We start from the raw sequence: 17,936 nt of genomic DNA, 5'->3' as shown, positions 1-17,936 counted from the left end.
ATTACGAAAGCGGTTTTAATTTTGTCTTTATTAAGGAGTGTGATGGTATGGAGGGTATCTCAAATGCTGCAAGAAAGTTTAGCGATGATTTATGGAATAGGAGTTTCAATCATCCGTTTGTGCAGGGGATTAAGAATGGAACGTTAGCTTCTGATCAATTTCGCTTTTACATCAAACAAGATGCGTACTATGTGCGCGAGTTTGCCAAGCTTCACGGTAGGGCAGCAGCACAGACGGATGATGCACAAAGTGTTGCAAAGCTGCTTAAAATCGGACTGGGTTTGGCTGAAGGAGAACTGCAGCTTCATCAAAGTGTATTTCAGAAACTTGGAATCAGTGACCAGGAATGGAGGGCGTTTCAGCCTGCTCCAGATGCTTACGCCTATATCAGCCATCTCTATCATGTGGTAAGCAAAGGAAAGTTAGGGTATACGCTTGCCGCATTGATGCCTTGCCCTTGGCTCTACTATGAAATCGGACTGCAATTAAAAGATGCACGACCACAGGCAAAGATTTTTCAAGAATGGATTGCTGAATATAGCAGTGAGGACATAGAAAAAAATGTAGGCATTGAGCGGGAACTATGGGATGAGGTAAGTAAGAATGCAACGGAGTCCGAACGTCATGATATGATTCATATTTTCATGCAAAGCAGCTACTATGAACTTAAATTCTGGGAAATGGGTGCATCGTTAAATGATTGGTTGAAACAAGAAGGGGAGGAACGTGCCAATGATCTCAATTCAGCGATTCATTGATTTGATGCAGAAAGTAAGAGAACAAAAACCTTTATTACATGTTATTACCAACCGTGTGGCTATTAATGATTCAGCAAACGGTGCCCTTGCCGTTGGTGCATCGCCGATCATGGCCGAAGCCCATGAAGAAGTAGAATCGATTGCATCAATCAGCGGAGCTCTCGAACTGAATATAGGGAACCTCACTCCGTACTCCATTAAGAGTATGCTTCTTTCCGGACATGCCGCAAATCAGGCGGGTGTTCCTGTCGTTCTTGATCCGGTTGGAGCCGGTGCAACTGATTTTAGACTTCAAACGGTACAAAAGCTGCTAACTGAGCTGGACATTGCAATTATCCGCGGTAATGCTGGAGAAATCGCCGCACTTGCCGGTGAAAAGTGGGGAGCAAAAGGGGTCGATGCCGGTGAAGGGGATGGTGATCTATTGGCGATAGCAGAACGCGTTGCAAGCAAATGGTCCACCGTTGTAGCGGTATCTGGAGCTGTAGATACAATCACAGATGGGCAACAGACGTATTGTATACAAAACGGTCATCCGCTGTTTCCCTATATGACCGGTTCAGGCTGTTTAAATGGTGTTATTCAAGCTGCCTATGCTGCCGTTTCGTCAGATTATCTAGAGGCATCGGTTGCCGCCTCAATTAACTACGCAATTGCGGGTCAACTCGCCGGTGAAAAATGTGTCGGCCCCGGCTCGTTCCGTCAGCAATTAATGGATGAACTGTATTTGTTAAACGAAGATAAAATTCTTCACTATGCCGCTTTTGAAGAAGTGATGCATTCATGAGACCGCAGGTAGTAACAATTGCCGGAACAGACAGTGGTGGAGGAGCAGGCATTCAGGCTGACTTAAAAACATTTGAAGAACGGAACGTGTTTGGCATGTCGGTGGTGGTGGCGGTCACGGCGCAAAATACTAAGGGTGTTCAGGGGGTCTACCCCTTGCCTGTTGAAGCAATTGCTCAGCAAATGGAATCATTAGCCGATGATTTTAGCATATCTGCTGTTAAAACAGGCATGCTTGTCGATGCAGAACGGATTGAGATTGTTGCAGAGGGGATTTGCCGTTATGGCTGGCATCCTCTTGTTGTTGATCCAGTCATGGTCGCAAAGGGCGGAGCCTATCTTGTCGCTCCTGAAGCCATTGAAACACTCAGCCAAAAATTGCTGCCGCTTGCAGATTTAATTACACCGAATACTCCGGAAGCTGAAGTCTTGTCCGAGCTGACGATTCATTCGAATTTAGACCGTGAACATGCAGCAAAACAAATCATCAAACGCGGAGCAAAAGCGGTGCTGCTGAAAGGCGGCCATGACGAGGCAAATCCGGATACGGCACGTGATTGTCTTGTAACAAAGGATCAGACGATTTGGCTTGAAGCAAAGCGCATTCATACACCGCATACCCATGGCACCGGTTGCACGCTATCCTCTTTAATTACGGCAGAATTGGCTAAAGGCAATAGTTTAGAGGCAAGCATCCGCACTGCAAAACAGCTTCTGACACGTGCAATTGCTCAAGCACCCGAAATCGGCCATGGTCATGGGCCGGTTGCGCATTGGTCATTACGGGAGGACGGTGGCAAAAATGAGTGATGATTCACATTTAAATCAAGCACTAAAGCTATATTTTGTCATGGGATCGCAGGATGTGGGTCTTTATGATCCATTGACGACGCTGGAAATAGCACTGAAATCCGGAATCAGCTGCTATCAATGGCGAGAAAAAGGACCTCATTCATTGAAAGGAATGAAACGGATAGCGTTTGCTCATGATGCGCGTCAGCTCTGTGATCATTATCATGTTCCTTTTTTTATTGATGACGACGTGGAACTGGCCTTGGAGCTTGAAGCCGATGGCGTGCATGTTGGGCAAAAGGACGAGGGTGCACAATCAGTCCGGGACAGAATTGGAGCAGATATGTGGCTGGGTGTTTCTGCCCATTCTTTTGAGGAGGCTGAGCGTGCACGCGCCGACGGTGCTGATTATATTGGTATCGGTCCTTATAAGCCGACACAATCAAAAGCCGACGCGGAGTCGCCTGTAGGCAGTGAACTGTTCAAAGAGCTCACAAAAGGAGGCTACCCGTTGCCTATGGTTGCAATCGGGGGTGTAACACCAGATGATGTGCCCACCATTCTTTCAGCAGGTGCAGCAGGAGTCGCCGTGATATCAGCCATCTCAAAAAGTGCCGATCCTGCTAAAGCAGTGGACCGCTTTTTATCGGAATTGAATGTGTTTTGATTCTAATTGAAGCGTCAATTTGAGCAGAGCATTCGTTTTAGAAGAATGTTCTGCTTTTATTATTACTGTGTGACGCTAGGAGAAACCAAGGACTCTATCCACGAATTCAAGAATGAGCATGAGTTGATGCATGTAGAGAGCCCGTGTTGAGTGGCAGACTTAAATTAAAAAAACCTCCTAATTAGGAGGTGGAAGATTATTATCTCATTATTGAGCGACTTCTTGTTCTTTTTCGTAAGCAGTGATCTCATTTTCATAGGTCATGGTGATTGCGATCTCGTCCAAGCCCTTCAGCAACAGTTCTTTTTGATAAGGATCAACAGTAAAGGATTCATCGAAGCCCGGTGCTGATAGTTTCTGTTGCTTCAAGTCCACTGTGAGCCTGAATGTTTCTTGAGTCGCATGTTGAATAAGTTTGTTCACAAGATCAGCGCCAAGCCGAATGGCAAGAATACCGTTCTTTTGACAGTTATTATAAAAAATGTCAGCGAAGCTTGGCGCGATGATCACTCGGAATCCATAATCTTGAAGTGCCCATGGCGCATGTTCCCGCGACGAACCGCAACCGAAATTGTCACGAGCAACAAGAATGGATGATTGAGTATACTTTGGCTGATTGAGAACAAAATCTGTTTTTTTGTTTCCATTTTCATCGAAGCGCCAATTATAGAAAAGACAGGAGCCGAAGCCTTTTCGTTCGACACGTTTCAGAAATTGTTTCGGAATAATTTGATCTGTATCTACATTCGTACGATCAAGTGGACAGACGAGTCCTTCAAACGTTTGAAAGGGTTCCATTTTTAGTTCCTCCAAATCTATTTTTCATTATTTTATTGGGCAACAGCAAACGAACGGATATCAGCAAAATGGCCACTGATTGCTGCTGCTGCTGCCATAGCCGGACTTACAAGATGTGTGCGTGATCCGGTACCCTGACGTCCTTCAAAATTACGATTCGATGTCGATGCACAGCGCTTTCCTGCCGGTACAATGTCATCGTTCATTGCCAGGCACATGCTGCATCCGGCTTGACGCCATTCAAAACCGGCGGATTTAAAAATTTGATCTAAACCTTCAGATTCAGCCTGTTTTTTAATTGCATAGGAACCCGGTACAATCAATGCACGTACACCTTCATGGACATGCTTTCCTCGCGCGACTTCTGCAGCCTGGCGCAGATCGCTGATCCGGCTATTGGTACAGGAGCCGATAAATACAACATCAATTGGAATAGCGTGTATTGGTGTTCCCGGCTTGAGATCCATATAAGCGAGCGCTTTTTTTGCCGCCTGCCTTTTGTCTTCCGTGTCAAAGCTTTCCGGATCCGGAACCGTATCATTAACTGAAGCGCCCATTGAGGGGTTGGTTCCCCATGTGACTTGAGGCTCGATTTCAGCAGCATTGATTTCAATGGTACGATCGTAGGCTGCATCGTCATCGCTTGCGAGCGCCAGCCATTTCTGAGCAGCTTTATCAAACTTGGCTCCTTTTGGTGAGAAACGTCTGCCACGTAAATAGTCAATCGTGGTCTGGTCGGGACTGATTAAACCAGCTTTTGCGCCTGCTTCAATAGACATATTGCAAACGGTCATACGTTCCTCCATTGACAGATCCCGAATTGCTTCTCCCGTATATTCGACGATATGTCCGGTTCCCACTGAAATACCGTATTTAGCAATAATCGCGAGAATCAAATCTTTGGCACCTACACCGATTCCCAATTTACCATTGACCTTGATCTGCATCGTTTTCGGACGTTTCTGCCATAAGGTCTGAGTCGCAAGAACATGCTCCACTTCACTCGTGCCGATCCCAAAGGCGATGGCACCGAATGCGCCATGAGTTGAGGTATGGCTGTCTCCGCAGACAATGGTTTTCCCAGGCTGCGTCAGACCGAGTTGCGGACCGATGACATGAACAATGCCTTGATAAGGACTGTATATATCAGCCAGTTCAACCCCAAATTCCTTGCAGTTTTTTTGCAGCGTTTCAATTTGAATCTTTGAAACTGAATCTTTTGTTTCTCTGTTTTCTGATGTCGGGACATTATGATCGACGGTTGCAAATGTTCGATCCGGGCGTCTAACGGTTCGATGATTCATACGAAGACCTTCAAACGCTTGCGGAGACGTGACCTCGTGAACAAGATGAAGATCGATATAAAGTAAATCCGGTTTTCCGGCTTCTTTATGAATCAGATGCTGATCCCATATTTTTTCAATAATATTGCGGGGCTGCATATGTTGTTCCTCCTCGTAAAATGTTGGTTTATTAAGCAATCGTTGCCTTATTTATCTCGTTAATCACTCGATCAGTCATTTCCTCTGTATTTAACACTTTCTCATCCTGTTGCCCTGTCTGCAGATCACACGTACGGTAGCCCTGGTTCAGAACATCACGAACAGCCTCCTCAATTCGCGCTGCTTCTTGCTCCATGTCTAACGAATAGCGAAGGAGTAAGGCTGCCGACAAAATGGTTGCCAGTGGATTCGCTTTTCCTTGTCCGGCAATATCCGGTGCTGATCCATGAGCCGGTTCGTACAAACCGACTTTATCGGATCTGAGACTGGCAGAAGGCATCATGCCTAAGGAGCCGGTAATCACGGATGCTTCGTCGCTTAATATATCGCCGAACATATTCTCGGTGACGAGTACATCAAATTGGGCCGGATTGGTGATCAGCTGCATCGCCATTGAATCAACGAGCTGATGATAGACTTCTACTTCCGGGTAGCATTTTGCCGTTTCATTTACGACTTCACGCCACATTCGGCTGGATTCCAATACATTTGCTTTATCAATCGAAGTTAGCTTTTTACGTCTTTTCATCGCCAATTGAAAAGCCTTTTCGACAACCCTCTCAATCTCGAATTGGCTGTAGGCGAGTGTATCAACAACTTGTTCTTTATTTGTCCCTCGACGTTCGCTTGGACGACCGAAATAGAGACCGCCGGTTAATTCGCGTACGATGACTAAATCGACATTTTCAACGAATGAACGTTTGATCGGTGAGGAATGAATCAATGCCTGAAAGGCCTTTACCGGACGAAGATTGGCAAATAAGCCCATTGTTTTCCGGATGCCAAGCAGGCCTTGCTCCGGTCTCAACTTCATAGACTGCTGATTCCATTTTGGTCCTCCGACGGCCCCCAACAGGATCGCATCACACTGCTTGCATTGATCAATAGTGTCTTGAGGAAGCGGTGTTCCATAAGCATCAATGGCAGCTCCGCCTATTTTCTTTTCCACGAATCGGATCTTATTCCTGCTCTTGTCCAAGACGGAACGAAGGACGCGTACTGCAGATCCAGTAACTTCCGGACCAATGCCGTCACCGGGCAGAACAGTAATAGTTTTTGTCATTTGAATCAACTCTCTCTATCTTGAAATTGTTGGCTGTATTAACGCGCCATCGTTTTCTCATATTTGGAAAAAAGTGATCGAAAGTCATGATCTGTGAGTTGTTTTTTTTGATCTGCGAGGTTTTTAAACTCTCGAAAAGATTGATCAATCTGCTGATCTGTTAAATGAACACCCATTTCGATCGCCTTGTTTCTGAAAGCGTGGCGTCCGGAATGTTTGCCGAGCACGAGCGTTCCGGAATCAAGGCCGATCAGGGACGGTGAAATGATTTCGTAGGTTTTGGGATTCTTTAATACGCCGTCTTGATGGATCCCAGCTTCATGAGCAAAGGCATTGGCACCGACAACTGCTTTGGTGGCTGATACAGGGCTATTCATTAATTGACTGACCATTCTGCTCGTTTTTGCAATTTCATCAAGTTTCAGTTGGGTCTTCACTTTGTAAAAGTCTTGGCGAACATGAAGCGCGACACCGATTTCTTCAAGTGCAACATTACCGGCGCGTTCACCGACACCATTGACGGTGCATTCAATTTGTCGCACGCCTGCGTTAACAGAGGCAAGCGTATTTGCTGTGGCCATACCTAAGTCATTATGGCAATGGCAGGAAAGACGAACTTCATCGATGTTCGGCACATGCTTTTTAACATATTGAAACATTGTTGCGTATTCCTGAGGAGAGCAGTAGCCCACCGTATCCGGTAGATTAATAATTGAAGCACCTGCCTCAATTGCCGCTTGGACGACTCGTGACATAAAGGCATAATCACTGCGGGTGGCATCCTCACAAGAAAACTCAACCTGTGGAAAGTATTGGCGTGCATATCTGACCGATGCGGCTGCCGTTTCCATAACTTCTTCAGGCTTCATGCGCAGTTTATAGGTCATGTGTACCGGTGATGTTGCTATAAACACGTGAATGCGTGGATTTGCGGTCTGTTTCAGGGCTTCCCATGCCGCATCAATATCAGCCTTTTTTGATCGGGCAAGACCGGTAACAGTACTGTTTTTAACGATATTCGAGATGTTATGAACTGCTTTGAAGTCATCAGGCGATGCTGCAGGAAACCCGGCTTCAATGACATCCACATTCAGGCGTTCCAATTGCTGAGCCACCTGCACTTTTTCATGTTCATTCAGGCTGCAGCCTGGGGATTGCTCTCCGTCACGGAGTGTTGTGTCGTAAATTTCAACCTTTTCCATTTTCGTTCTCCTTTCCTTGAATTGTTTCTGTTTTGGTTTTGCGCATTTTTTTATAGTCAGAGAATCCGAAAATGCTGAATTCTCGGCGCATCGAAATAAATAAAAAAGTCCCTTCACTCCACGCACTAATCGCAAAAAACGATCAGATGCAGGGGTGAAAGGACTTGTATGGACTCATTTCACGGTACCACCCGGCTTTTCGATATTCTCATGAATATCGACTCAACGGCAATCCGATGATTCGGAATGTCTGTTTTGATAACAAGTGCGGTCACACTTGGCCGATTCTACTAAGATGCATTTCAAATCGGCGCTCAAAGGCGAGTACGCAATCAGCGAGGCTGCCGGATTCCACCATACTCCGGCTCTCTGCAAGCTTCTCATCTGATCGCTTTTTCCTTTTCATTGCTTTACTCATTCGTTTAAGTTGTCGTAAAAAATGTTTGTGCTCCCAATAATACAGAGATATATTTTTTTGTCAACAGTCTCTTTAGAAAAATAGAGCGTGCTTAATCATGAACGTTGGTTGTAACTGTTGACATGAATGCATTTCAATTCAAATGTAAAATTAAATAAAAGATTAATTGTTCTTGTGTTAAAAAATATTAACCACTTGTTTTTCAGAATGCTGTTGACAAATGTAAATTGCAAGGAGTAGACTGACACTACTCGAAAAAACGTTGTGAAAGGAAGCCTACCAATGAGCATGTTCCGTCGATTGCAAAACCTGCTAACTGAATTGTTGCAAGGGCTAGTTGATTTGCCGCAGCCTAACTTCATTCATTAGTAGGACACAGCAACCGTACGGAACGCAGCGGGAGGATTCGTGTCCTGTTCATGTTCTGTGTGGGACAAAAGATTAGTAGTTACTACCCATTCATTCATGAATGGGTTATTTTTTTACACTTTTTTTGTCTTTTATATGCAGAGAGGGGAGATATGCGGCAGAAAAACCGCAAATAGGAAGACTCATTTAGTTTTATTGAACAATTCAGAGAGAATCAGAGAGAGAATGATCGCTTAACAGGATGATCAAAAAAGAGAGGATGTTTGGTTATGAATTCGGAAGGTGCAGTAATCAGTCAAAAGGTACGAAGCAAACAAAAGACTAATGAAATGGAACAGGATCATTATTCAGAGCAGCAGAGACAGGAACTAGAAGCGCGCATTAATAATCTTCCCGTGACCAAAACGATGTATCGCATTTTCACATTAATCACCTTAGGAATGGTGCTTGATGGTTTTGACGTTTACCTGGCAGGAGGTGTTCTTGGGCAGCTCGTGCAAACCGGGTGGTCGTCGCTTGCACTGAACGCGACTTTTATTTCGACAACATTTATCGGCTTGTTTATTGGATCAATAATTACAGGTTTTATCGGAGACTGGAAAGGACGCCAGTTTGCCTATCAAATCAATCTATTAATCTTTGGATTGGCTTCGCTCGCAAGCTTTTTCGCACCGAATATGACCACACTCATCGTGCTTCGAGGAATCAGCGGCATAGGTCTTGGTGCTGAAATCGTCACGGGATTCGCTTTACTAGCAGAATTTGTGCCTGCCGGTTCACGTGGAAAATGGGTTGGCGGATTATCTGTATTTGCTAATTGTTCCGCCCCGATCGCTACCTTTCTCGGGTTCATGATTATTCCATCAATTGGGTGGCGATGGATGTTTGCAATCGCCGGTGTTCTCTCAATTATTGTCTGGTATTTCAGACGCAGTCTCCCTGAGTCTCCGAGATGGTATTTTTCTCAAGGAAAATTTAGAAAGGCGGAACAGATTGTCGAATTATTTGAGAAGGAGGCTGCGGAAAAAGGAATATGTGCTGCGCATTCAGATACAAATTCAGTTAATCAGATTGTTACAAAGCAGGGACGATATCGTGAACTATTTGGTAAAACAATGATCAGGCGTACCATTCTCGGATGTCTGATCTTGGCTGCGATCAACACCGCAGCGTATACTTTCGTCACATGGGTGCCGACGCTGCTCGTAAACAGTGGTATTACCGTTTCAAAATCGCTCGGCTATACAGCACTCATGATGATTGGTGCTCCAATCGGTGCGCTGATTGGCCGTATGATGGTTGATCGAATTGGTCGGAAATGGATAATTGTCTGCGCATTTGTTATGACGGCCGTTTTAGGTTACATTTACGCCTTCCAGCATCAACCGATTGCAATCATGACGGTTGGATTTCTTATGACGGTATGTCTCTATATTCTCATGGCTGTCGGACTTTCAATTTATGTGCCTGAACTGTTTTCAACGCAGATTCGTATGCGTGGGAATGGAACTGCTCAGGCTGTCGGACGACTTTTTACCATCGTGACGCCTTATGCAGTTGCTTGGCTGCTCATTAACCAAGGCGTTCTCTCTGTATTTATTCTTATCGGTATTTTTCTTGCAATCGTTGCATTTTTAACAGTTATGTGGGGCCCAGAAACAAAGCAGCAAATTCTTAAATAACATGGAATCAGTAATGATTCGTTGTAATTATGAGCATTCATCGTTTAAGTTTTAAGCGGTGGATGCTTATTTGTGTTTAATAATGAAAGGAAAATCAAAAAAATTGAAGTTACTATTAATATTGTGTACAATTTAATTGTGAAAAATTAATAAGGCGGGATGTCATTGGAACCAGTGTTTTCTCTTCAAGATCATTTATGCTTTTCCATATATGCTTGCTCACGTGCAATCTCACGCATGTACCAGCCACTTTTAAAGAAGTTAGGAATTACTTATCCTCAATATCTTGTTTTACTCGTACTATGGGAAAACAGTGAACGTACTGTGAAACAATTGGGTGAGAAACTGGAACTCGATTCCGGGACTTTAACACCGCTGCTCAAACGAATGGAAGGGAAAGGACTTATTCTACGGGAGCGTACTCAAGAAGATGAGCGAGTGGTGAACATCCATTTGACGAACCAGGGTACCGCACTCCAAAAAGAGGCTGTGTGCATCCCTTTAGCACTGGCACAATCAAGTGGAATGACGATGGAAGAGATACAAAAACTAAACGAGAAGATCAAAATATTGACCAACCACGTTGCTAATTTTAGTGAAAACAGACCAAGTGAATAATTTTTTTAACATAAAAATTTCGCGAAATTATATTTCGCAAAATTTAAGGAGGTGCTGCCCGCTAAAAATTAAGTACAAAAGGATTGAAAGCAACAAAAAAACATACATTGGAGGTTTTTTACATGAGTGAAGAACGTACCGGAGTTGCAACAGTTGGCGGAAACCCTATTACATTAATCGGACCTGAGTTGAAGGCAGGAGATAAAGCACCGGAGTTTACTGTTAATAAAGATCTTATGGAAGAAGCAAGCCTCTCAGATTATGGAGATAAGATCAAACTCATATCTGTTGTACCTTCATTAGATACAAAGGTTTGTGATGCGCAGACTCGACGTTTTAATGAAGCTGCCGCAGAATTAGGCGATCAAGTTGCTGTACTTACAATTTCTGTAGACTTGCCATTCGCGCAGAGTCGTTTCTGTACGGTAGCAGGGATTGAAAATCTGGATACACTCTCGGATTATAAGCTCCATTCTTTTGGAAAAAGCTACGGTGTCCTGATCAAGGAATTGCAGCTTGATATGCGTTCGATTTTCATCCTCGATAAAAACAATACGATTCGTTATGTACAGTACTTAAAAGAGATGACTGAGCATCCGGATTACGACGCTGCTCTTAGCGCTGTAAAAACACTTCTGTAAAATTTCTTAAAGAACTGCATAGAATCATGTCAATGTGGAAAATACATGAAAAAGATAAGTGATAACAAATCGCGTGCTGATAAAGCACGTTTTTTTCTGCATGTAAACGTACTTAATTTATGTAACATTTTGAGTAATTGTTCATAATCCGTTATAATGTTTTTTATAACTCAAAAAGTGCGTGTGACTTCTCAAGTGATCTTAGCAAACAAATGAATTATTTTTATCAGTGGTCAGTCGATTTGCACTACTATGGTAACGGATAAAAGTTTTTTGTGAAAAAAGGAACAAAAAACCCACGATCGGGCTTCAGATATCTCATTTGATCCTGAGAAACAAATTGTGTGTTTTAAGATAAACTGAACATGGAATTTGTCTTTTTTCGAAAACCGATTTCGTTCAAAACGGTAGTATTTGCTTATCAACAAGAAAGCAGAGTCAGCAATTAAATGAGGACCATTTCATTTCTAGTAAAGTTTAGGAAAGCGATGAGAGTCACACACATAGTGCTATTCAGATAGAGAAAAAACAGAAGGTGTGTGTACATTATGAAAAACAGCATGCGTCGCGAAATGCGTACATTTGCGCTCACGATGACAGGACTGGGATCAATTATTGGTTCCGGATGGCTCTTTGGCTCATGGAAAGCGGCTAGTGTTGCAGGACCTGCAGCTATTTATTCCTGGATCATAGGCATGGTACTAATTCTATTTATCGGGCTCACTTTTGCGGAACTTGGATCGATGTTTCCGGCTGCCGGCGGAATGGTTCGTTATGGACAATTTTCTCACGGATCACTGGTCGGCTTTATCACCGGATGGGCAAACTGGATTGCTATAGTTTCCGTTATCCCTGTTGAAGCGGTCGCTTCAACACAATACTTAAGTTCGTGGAACTTTGAATGGGCACATCACTTATATGACGGAGCGGAGCTGACCGGATCCGGCCTTTTAGTTGCTGCATTGCTTGTTTTTGTCTACTTTCTATTAAACTATTTCACCATTCAATTATTTGCGAAGGTCAATTCAGTAATTACCGTTTTTAAATTCATTATCCCATCGGCAGCGATTATTGGTGTTGTACTTGCCGGTTTTCACACACATAATTTTGTTAATACTCAATATGGCGGATTTATGCCAAACGGCTGGTCAGGTGTTTTGACTGCTGTCGCAACCTCTGGTATCGTATTCGCATTTAACGGATTTCAGAGTCCGATCAACTTAGCCGGCGAAGCGAAAAATCCGGGACGAGCGATTCCGATTGCGGTGATCAGCTCCATACTGATTGCCGGGGTGATTTATGTGGCGCTTCAAGTCGCGTTTATCGGTGGAGTGACTCCTGGGATGCTCACCCATGGGTGGGCACATCTTAATCTCAGCTCGCCATTTGCCGATTTAGCGATGGCTCTTGGCCTTAATTGGCTTGTTCTTCTGTTGTTTGCAGATGCGTTCATTTCGCCATCTGGAACAGGAATCACTTATACGGCAACAACTGCTCGGATGATTTACGGCATGGAACGTAATGGGTTTTTTCCACATATTTTCGGCAAGGTGAATAGTGCGTTCGGCGTGCCTCGCGCAGCAATGTGGCTCAACCTTGGCGTTTCCTACCTCTTTTTATTCTTGTTTCGCGGTTGGGGTTCGCTTGCCAGTGTCATCTCAGTCGCCACATTGATTTCTTACGTTACCGGACCGATTTGCGTCATGGTATTTCGAAAATTCGGTCGAGATATGAGCAGTCCGCTTCGAATCAAGGGTATGCATATTATTGCTCCAATTGCTTTTATTGCGGCTTCAATGATTTATTATTGGGCAACTTGGCCGTTGACAGGAAAAGTTACTTTTATTATTTTGATCGGATTGCCTATTTATTTTTATTATCAAGCGAAGTACCACTTTGAAGGCTTCATGAAGGATCTTAAAGCGGGAATATGGCTGTTGGTTTACCTTGGATTTATGGTTTTAATTTCTTGGCTTGGCAGCAGCAAATTTGGCGGAATTGACCTTATACCGTTTGGCTGTGATTTCCTTGTCATTTCCTTGTTTAGTTATCTTTTCTATATTTGGGGAATTAAAAGCGGCTGGCAGACTGAACAATTGAAAAAACGTGAGGATGCTATGCGTAAGCAGAACGTTTAGATTATAAAATCAATTTGCTATGAATAAAGGAAAAGGCATCACTTCGATTAGAGAAGATGATGCCTTTTTAAGTTCAACGACCTGTCTTTAATCCTTAACAGAAAAATCTTAAGAAATAAATAAGAATTTTTTCAACAGAAAGCTCCTTTTTGAATGCTTTAATAGTGTTCAGAAAGGAGTTATTCCATGTGCAGTGGATTTCATCACACTAATTGATTCCATACGCATAAAATGGACATCTATGTACATTTTTTCAAAAAACAGGGAATAACTCTATTATTACTGACAAGAACGAAATCTGAGTTGATAGTGAAAGTGCAAACTTATTATGTAATCAAGGAGCATATTCAGCACATGGATGAAAAGGAAGGGAAAGCAAAATGATTCATAGATTGAAAGTCAATGATTGGGCTAAAGCAAGAAAATGGATGGATTTGCATCTCTTCTTTAAATTCATGTTATGGTTGCTGTTTCTTATATACTTGTATTTTCTGCTAAAAGTTAATCTATTTGAGCATGGTCTGGATTGGAGAAACTCTCGTTCTATTAATTGGGTTCCGATGAATCGGATCAATACTCTGTTTTACTTATCAGATCATCGTGATCCCGGTTATCAAACCGCTTTGCTGCGTACATTCCAGTCGTTTGCATTCTTTATACCTATGGGCTTTCTTGTGCCGACACTAAGAAAAAAGTCGATGGAATTTGAGCAATTTATCTTCATTTCCTTTGCTATCTCATTTACAATTGAATTGGTCAAATATGCATCAATGACCGGACGCAGTGATGTGGATGATCTGATTCTACATGTCTTGGGAAGTATACTTGGTTTCTCGCTTTGGCATCTTTTATGTGAATGGTTTTCCATGCATCACATAAATCGGAACACGCGTATTTTTTTAATGACTCTTTTAATTAGCCTTTGCCTGTTTTTATTTAATAATGATGGAATGACGCTTGCCGGATCAGCAAATATCAACAGAGACATGATCGGTGTCACTCTTGGTATTCCTGAATACACTGGATCATTTCTTCGTGGGAATACGCATGATTTAATTATGAAAACAGATCCTGATCAGGGGAGTATGCAGGTAACCATTTCGATTGATAAATCGACAAAATTGTATTTGGAGAAGGAGACAGACCATAGTAATTTATCTAAAATCACTTTAAAGAAAATATCGTTGAACCGAATGCGGCAATTCAATGAACATGAGAAGATTCGTGTTTGGGGAAAACAACTTCCTACCACATTTATTGCAGACATTGTTATTGTTCGTTAAAGTTGCAATGTATTTACGAAATATAATGTGAAAAAAGAACCAATACTTAGTACTCTTAACTAATATCGTAAAAAATTATACGATACAATAGTACTAGCGTTGCATAAAAATTAGTTCCTTAAATATACGAATATTCAGAATTAGATTGGATCTTCCTGAATCAAAAAACTCAATAACCACTCAAGAGGTGATCCTATCCATATTTACAATATTATCCAATTAATTCAGAGACAACAGCGACTGAACCTTTTTTCTAGGTAACCTTTGGTTTCTTTTGAAATTTAATACGCTGAATCAGTTTTTTGCCGGATTGCCAAAGCAATGCCTTTAACCATCGGTTAAGTTGAAGCAGTGAGTGCTTTGTCTCTGTTTCCTGTTGAATGAGTACCATCAAACAGTGATAAATCAGCGCAAGATAGATTTGGTTTTGAATCGCTTCTTTGCTTTTTCCATAAAACTTTTTGATACGCACATGTTGTTTGATCCATTTAAAGAACAGTTCAATAGCCCATCGGGCTTTATAGATTTCGCTAATCTCTGTTGAAGCAAGATCAAAACGATTCGTCACAATACGTATCGTTTTTCCTTGATCATCTAGCACGGTAATTAAACGAAAAGCGTTGTCTGCCCTGTGTAATACGTCACCTAATCGGATCATTTGATCCGTGATGATGCCGCTATCTTCTGGAACATCATAAGAATGAAGCACTTGAGTCACTGCATTCTTTTTCAAACGAGAGACGAAAAACATTCCCTCTTCTGAGAAACGATCAAATGCCTGATAATCAATGTAGCCGCGGTCGAAAACATACATGGCATTCTTTTCATCTACAAGGACGTCTAACTGTGTTCGATCATGAACTTGAGCGGTTGTAATGACGGCTTTTTCAGGGAATATTTGTCCCTTACCCATAAATGCCAACCGAAGATGAAGTTTGACACCGCTTTTCGTTTTTCGAAAATGAGCCCATGGAAATTGATTTGAATTCAGCGTGACTGTAGTAGAATCCACTATTTTAAGAGAATTCGTGAGATCTGGTTTCTTTTTTTTCTTGATTTTAGCAACAAGTTCAAGAAAGATGTTCGCTAGAAGCTGTGAATCGACCGCATTATTTTTCCTGGATAACTGAGCCGCACTGATGGACGAAAAGCCGATTGCTTCTTGTAGCTTATCATCCAAAACACGAGTTGAGAGTGAATGCAGACTGTCTTCTTGGTGAAGATGTGCGTATAAGAAAAGCAAGATATAGGCTTTAGTTGTCAGCTTTTTTACGTATTTATCGCTTTGTTTTTCCTTGACCGTTTGGTCAAGTTGTTGAAAATTAATTGGATGTAACCATTGTTTAAATGAAGAGAATTGTGTATCCTTATCCATGCGTAGTCCTTTATTTTTGGATTTGGATAGGAATCACCTATTCTTCCATTATAAAGGATTATTTTGTTTGGAAACCACTATATTTTTGAACATTCATAGTATTATGAATGATTAGAAATAATTAACGCAACGCTAGTAATACAATAGTATTAAAAATTGATAATTATTACCAATTGAATAACTGACAAAAGCAAACTAACCGAAAGATTAGGACGCAAAGCCACGGGTCTAATGCGAAAGCAAAGACAGCCGGGTTACCATTGGACATAGAAGCTGTGATCAACATGTCACGGCTTTTTTTGTTAATAAATAGTGGGGGTTTATATGATGGGGAAATACAGTGTAGTGACAACAGGTAACGACATCAGTGTCATGTGTGAAGGCGTTTTTACAATGGAGGATGCATCTGGGTATATTGAAGAATTCAAAAAAGCCGCTGCCCAAGTAAATCCACCAACATGTAATCTAATGCTGGATGGTTCCAAACTAAGAGTATCATCGCAAGAAATGGTTGGTATGCTCACTAATATTATTGCAATGTACAAGGACATGGGTTTCCAGAACATAACCATGGACTTGGGAAAGAGCGCAGTTGTTAAGATGCAAATTAAACGGTTAGCCAAAGAAGCAGGGCTTACCCAATTCAAATTGCTTTGATAGAAAGATAGATGTTTAGGTGCTGCAATAAAAATCTTATCTCGATCAATGAATCATCTTTGGCTCATGGAGGAGTGCACTTGTGATCAATGTGAACTTATTAGGGATTGAAATGTATCACGGAGAAAGAGTTGTTTCCAATGATACATACATCAACCATTTTAAGCAAAAAGGAAAAGACTATACTCATTTTTTCAGAGATATTATTGGAATGGATAAGCGGTATTTGATTGACTCAGAAAAAGAGAACAGTCTGACCATGGCGATAACCGCAGCTAACAAAGTATTGAATAAAACTGGAATCAGTGGTGCTGATCTTGATCTGATCGTTCTTGCCAGCTTTTTTCCGGAAAATACTGTGCCGCCAAGCTCCATTCATCTTCACCAGGCTATCGGTGGTAAACCTGAATGCGTCTGTCTTGATCTTAATGGAAATTGCGCCGGAATGATTTTATCATTTGAGAATGCAGCAAAATATATGGCACTCTCACCAAACGTTAATCGTGCCTTAATTGTTGGATCAGATTACATTAATTCAGTCGTTAATCCGGATAATGAACTTTGTTATGGGCATTTTGGCGATGCTGCATGTGCCATAATATTAGAGAAGACAAAAGAAGATCGAGGATTTCTTGGCGCAAGATGCCGGATTAATTCGAGTGAACATAATAATATTCTGTTTCCCAGTGGCGGAGCATCTAGAATTCGTGAAGCATCAAAGAATGAAAGACTGCTTGAATGGAAGCCCTTTGAAAATGTCTCGCTTGATTCAGCTGCAAGGAACATGCGCGAACTGCTTATGGAAAACCAACTCTCACCAAATGATGTGAGTATGTTCTGTTTCTCTCAGTATGCATATGCCAATATTGTTGATCTTCGAAAATTACTCGGCATTGATGAATCACGCTCACTCTTTATTGGCAATGAATATGGCTATACGGGAGCGAGCAGTCCGTTTATTGCTTTTTACGAAGCACTGAGCCAAGGAAGTGTGAAGAGAGGTGACTATGTCATGTTCTGGACGATTGGTGCCGGATCACAAAACATAGCCGTTCTTATACGTTATTGAATAATCCTTTATAGATGCACGAACAAGTCTGAGCTAAATGATATTAGTGGCTCGGATTTTTTTGTCGTTATAGAAATCTTGAAGTACCTTTACCTAGAATAATCATTCTGGGTATTTA

The 17,936-nt window shown here is 42.1% G+C and carries 17 protein-coding genes and 1 riboswitch; of the genes, 11 read left to right on the top strand and 6 right to left on the bottom strand.

Features of this window, described 5'->3' with window-relative positions:
* The first annotated feature begins 47 nt into the window (after positions 1–47).
* Genes tenA through thiE form a run of 4 tightly spaced genes read left to right on the top strand, consistent with a single transcriptional unit; the run spans position 48 to position 3,003 of the window.
* Positions 48–758: a thiaminase II gene (gene tenA / locus AC6F33_RS10350; protein WP_255745321.1), complete on the top strand. Its 711-nt coding sequence runs from the start codon at positions 48–50 to the stop codon at positions 756–758.
* A complete protein-coding gene (thiM, locus tag AC6F33_RS10345; RefSeq protein ID WP_255745319.1) occupies positions 733–1,545 on the top strand; it encodes a hydroxyethylthiazole kinase in 813 nt (270 codons plus the stop codon). The genes tenA and thiM overlap by 26 nt, the downstream gene beginning before the upstream one ends.
* Positions 1,542–2,354 carry a bifunctional hydroxymethylpyrimidine kinase/phosphomethylpyrimidine kinase gene (thiD, locus tag AC6F33_RS10340; RefSeq protein ID WP_255745317.1) on the top strand — a complete coding sequence of 271 codons (813 nt, stop codon included), beginning with the start codon at positions 1,542–1,544 and terminating at the stop codon, positions 2,352–2,354. The genes thiM and thiD overlap by 4 nt, the downstream gene beginning before the upstream one ends.
* Entirely contained in the window at positions 2,347–3,003 is a 657-nt protein-coding gene (gene thiE, locus AC6F33_RS10335) for a thiamine phosphate synthase (protein ID WP_255745316.1), read from the top strand. Before thiD ends, thiE begins: the two co-directional genes overlap by 8 nt.
* A gap of 207 nt (positions 3,004–3,210) precedes the next feature.
* Here the strand turns inward: thiE and leuD are convergent, their stop codons facing one another.
* The 5 genes from leuD to AC6F33_RS10310 all read right to left on the bottom strand — a co-directional run bounded on the left by leuD (position 3,211) and on the right by AC6F33_RS10310 (position 7,974).
* A complete protein-coding gene (gene leuD / locus AC6F33_RS10330; protein ID WP_255745314.1) occupies positions 3,211–3,801 on the bottom strand; it encodes a 3-isopropylmalate dehydratase small subunit in 591 nt (196 codons plus the stop codon).
* Positions 3,802–3,833: 32 nt separating this feature from the next.
* A complete protein-coding gene (leuC, locus tag AC6F33_RS10325; protein ID WP_255745312.1) occupies positions 3,834–5,243 on the bottom strand; it encodes a 3-isopropylmalate dehydratase large subunit in 1,410 nt (469 codons plus the stop codon).
* A 31-nt stretch (positions 5,244–5,274) separates the two neighbouring features.
* Positions 5,275–6,366, bottom strand: a complete 1,092-nt coding sequence (gene leuB / locus AC6F33_RS10320; protein ID WP_255745311.1) for a 3-isopropylmalate dehydrogenase — start codon at positions 6,364–6,366, stop codon at positions 5,275–5,277.
* 38 nt (positions 6,367–6,404) lie between these two features.
* On the bottom strand, positions 6,405–7,568 hold the full coding sequence (locus AC6F33_RS10315; protein ID WP_255745310.1) for a 2-isopropylmalate synthase: 1,164 nt from the start codon (positions 7,566–7,568) through the stop codon (positions 6,405–6,407).
* Between the two features lie 271 nt (positions 7,569–7,839).
* Positions 7,840–7,974: a hypothetical protein gene (locus tag AC6F33_RS10310; RefSeq protein WP_255745308.1), complete on the bottom strand. Its 135-nt coding sequence runs from the start codon at positions 7,972–7,974 to the stop codon at positions 7,840–7,842.
* Between the two features lie 650 nt (positions 7,975–8,624).
* Between AC6F33_RS10310 and AC6F33_RS10305 the strand changes: the two genes are divergently transcribed.
* The 5 genes from AC6F33_RS10305 (at position 8,625) to AC6F33_RS10285 (ending at position 14,717) form a co-directional block, all read left to right on the top strand.
* Positions 8,625–10,037, top strand: a complete 1,413-nt coding sequence (locus AC6F33_RS10305) for an MFS transporter (protein ID WP_500777071.1) — start codon at positions 8,625–8,627, stop codon at positions 10,035–10,037.
* A gap of 159 nt (positions 10,038–10,196) precedes the next feature.
* Positions 10,197–10,655: a MarR family winged helix-turn-helix transcriptional regulator gene (locus AC6F33_RS10300; RefSeq protein ID WP_500777070.1), complete on the top strand. Its 459-nt coding sequence runs from the start codon at positions 10,197–10,199 to the stop codon at positions 10,653–10,655.
* 122 nt (positions 10,656–10,777) lie between these two features.
* Complete coding sequence (gene tpx, locus AC6F33_RS10295) at positions 10,778–11,296, top strand: thiol peroxidase (protein ID WP_255749686.1); 519 nt, start codon at positions 10,778–10,780, stop codon at positions 11,294–11,296.
* A gap of 548 nt (positions 11,297–11,844) precedes the next feature.
* The gene (locus AC6F33_RS10290) at positions 11,845–13,434 is read left to right on the top strand and encodes an APC family permease (RefSeq protein ID WP_480948334.1); all 1,590 of its coding nucleotides are present in this window, start codon (positions 11,845–11,847) and stop codon (positions 13,432–13,434) included.
* A 380-nt stretch (positions 13,435–13,814) separates the two neighbouring features.
* On the top strand, positions 13,815–14,717 hold the full coding sequence (locus AC6F33_RS10285) for a VanZ family protein (protein ID WP_480948333.1): 903 nt from the start codon (positions 13,815–13,817) through the stop codon (positions 14,715–14,717).
* Between the two features lie 253 nt (positions 14,718–14,970).
* On the opposite strand, the gene AC6F33_RS10280 is transcribed toward AC6F33_RS10285, so the two are convergent.
* Positions 14,971–16,092, bottom strand: a complete 1,122-nt coding sequence (locus AC6F33_RS10280; RefSeq protein ID WP_093669713.1) for an IS4 family transposase — start codon at positions 16,090–16,092, stop codon at positions 14,971–14,973.
* A gap of 179 nt (positions 16,093–16,271) precedes the next feature.
* Positions 16,272–16,354: riboswitch (cyclic di-GMP riboswitch) on the top strand.
* A gap of 62 nt (positions 16,355–16,416) precedes the next feature.
* On the opposite strand from AC6F33_RS10280, the gene AC6F33_RS10275 reads away from it, so the two are divergent.
* Both AC6F33_RS10275 and AC6F33_RS10270 read left to right on the top strand, forming a co-directional pair.
* Positions 16,417–16,749, top strand: a complete 333-nt coding sequence (locus AC6F33_RS10275; protein WP_500777069.1) for a hypothetical protein — start codon at positions 16,417–16,419, stop codon at positions 16,747–16,749.
* Positions 16,750–16,831: 82 nt separating this feature from the next.
* The gene (locus AC6F33_RS10270; protein WP_480948331.1) at positions 16,832–17,818 is read left to right on the top strand and encodes a 3-oxoacyl-[acyl-carrier-protein] synthase III C-terminal domain-containing protein; all 987 of its coding nucleotides are present in this window, start codon (positions 16,832–16,834) and stop codon (positions 17,816–17,818) included.
* Positions 17,819–17,936 lie beyond the last annotated feature (118 nt).

The organism is Sporolactobacillus sp. BBK16-2 (genome assembly GCF_059878335.1).
The sequence above is the reverse complement of the archived record's forward strand: the minus strand, read 5'-3'. Positions and strand labels throughout refer to the sequence as shown.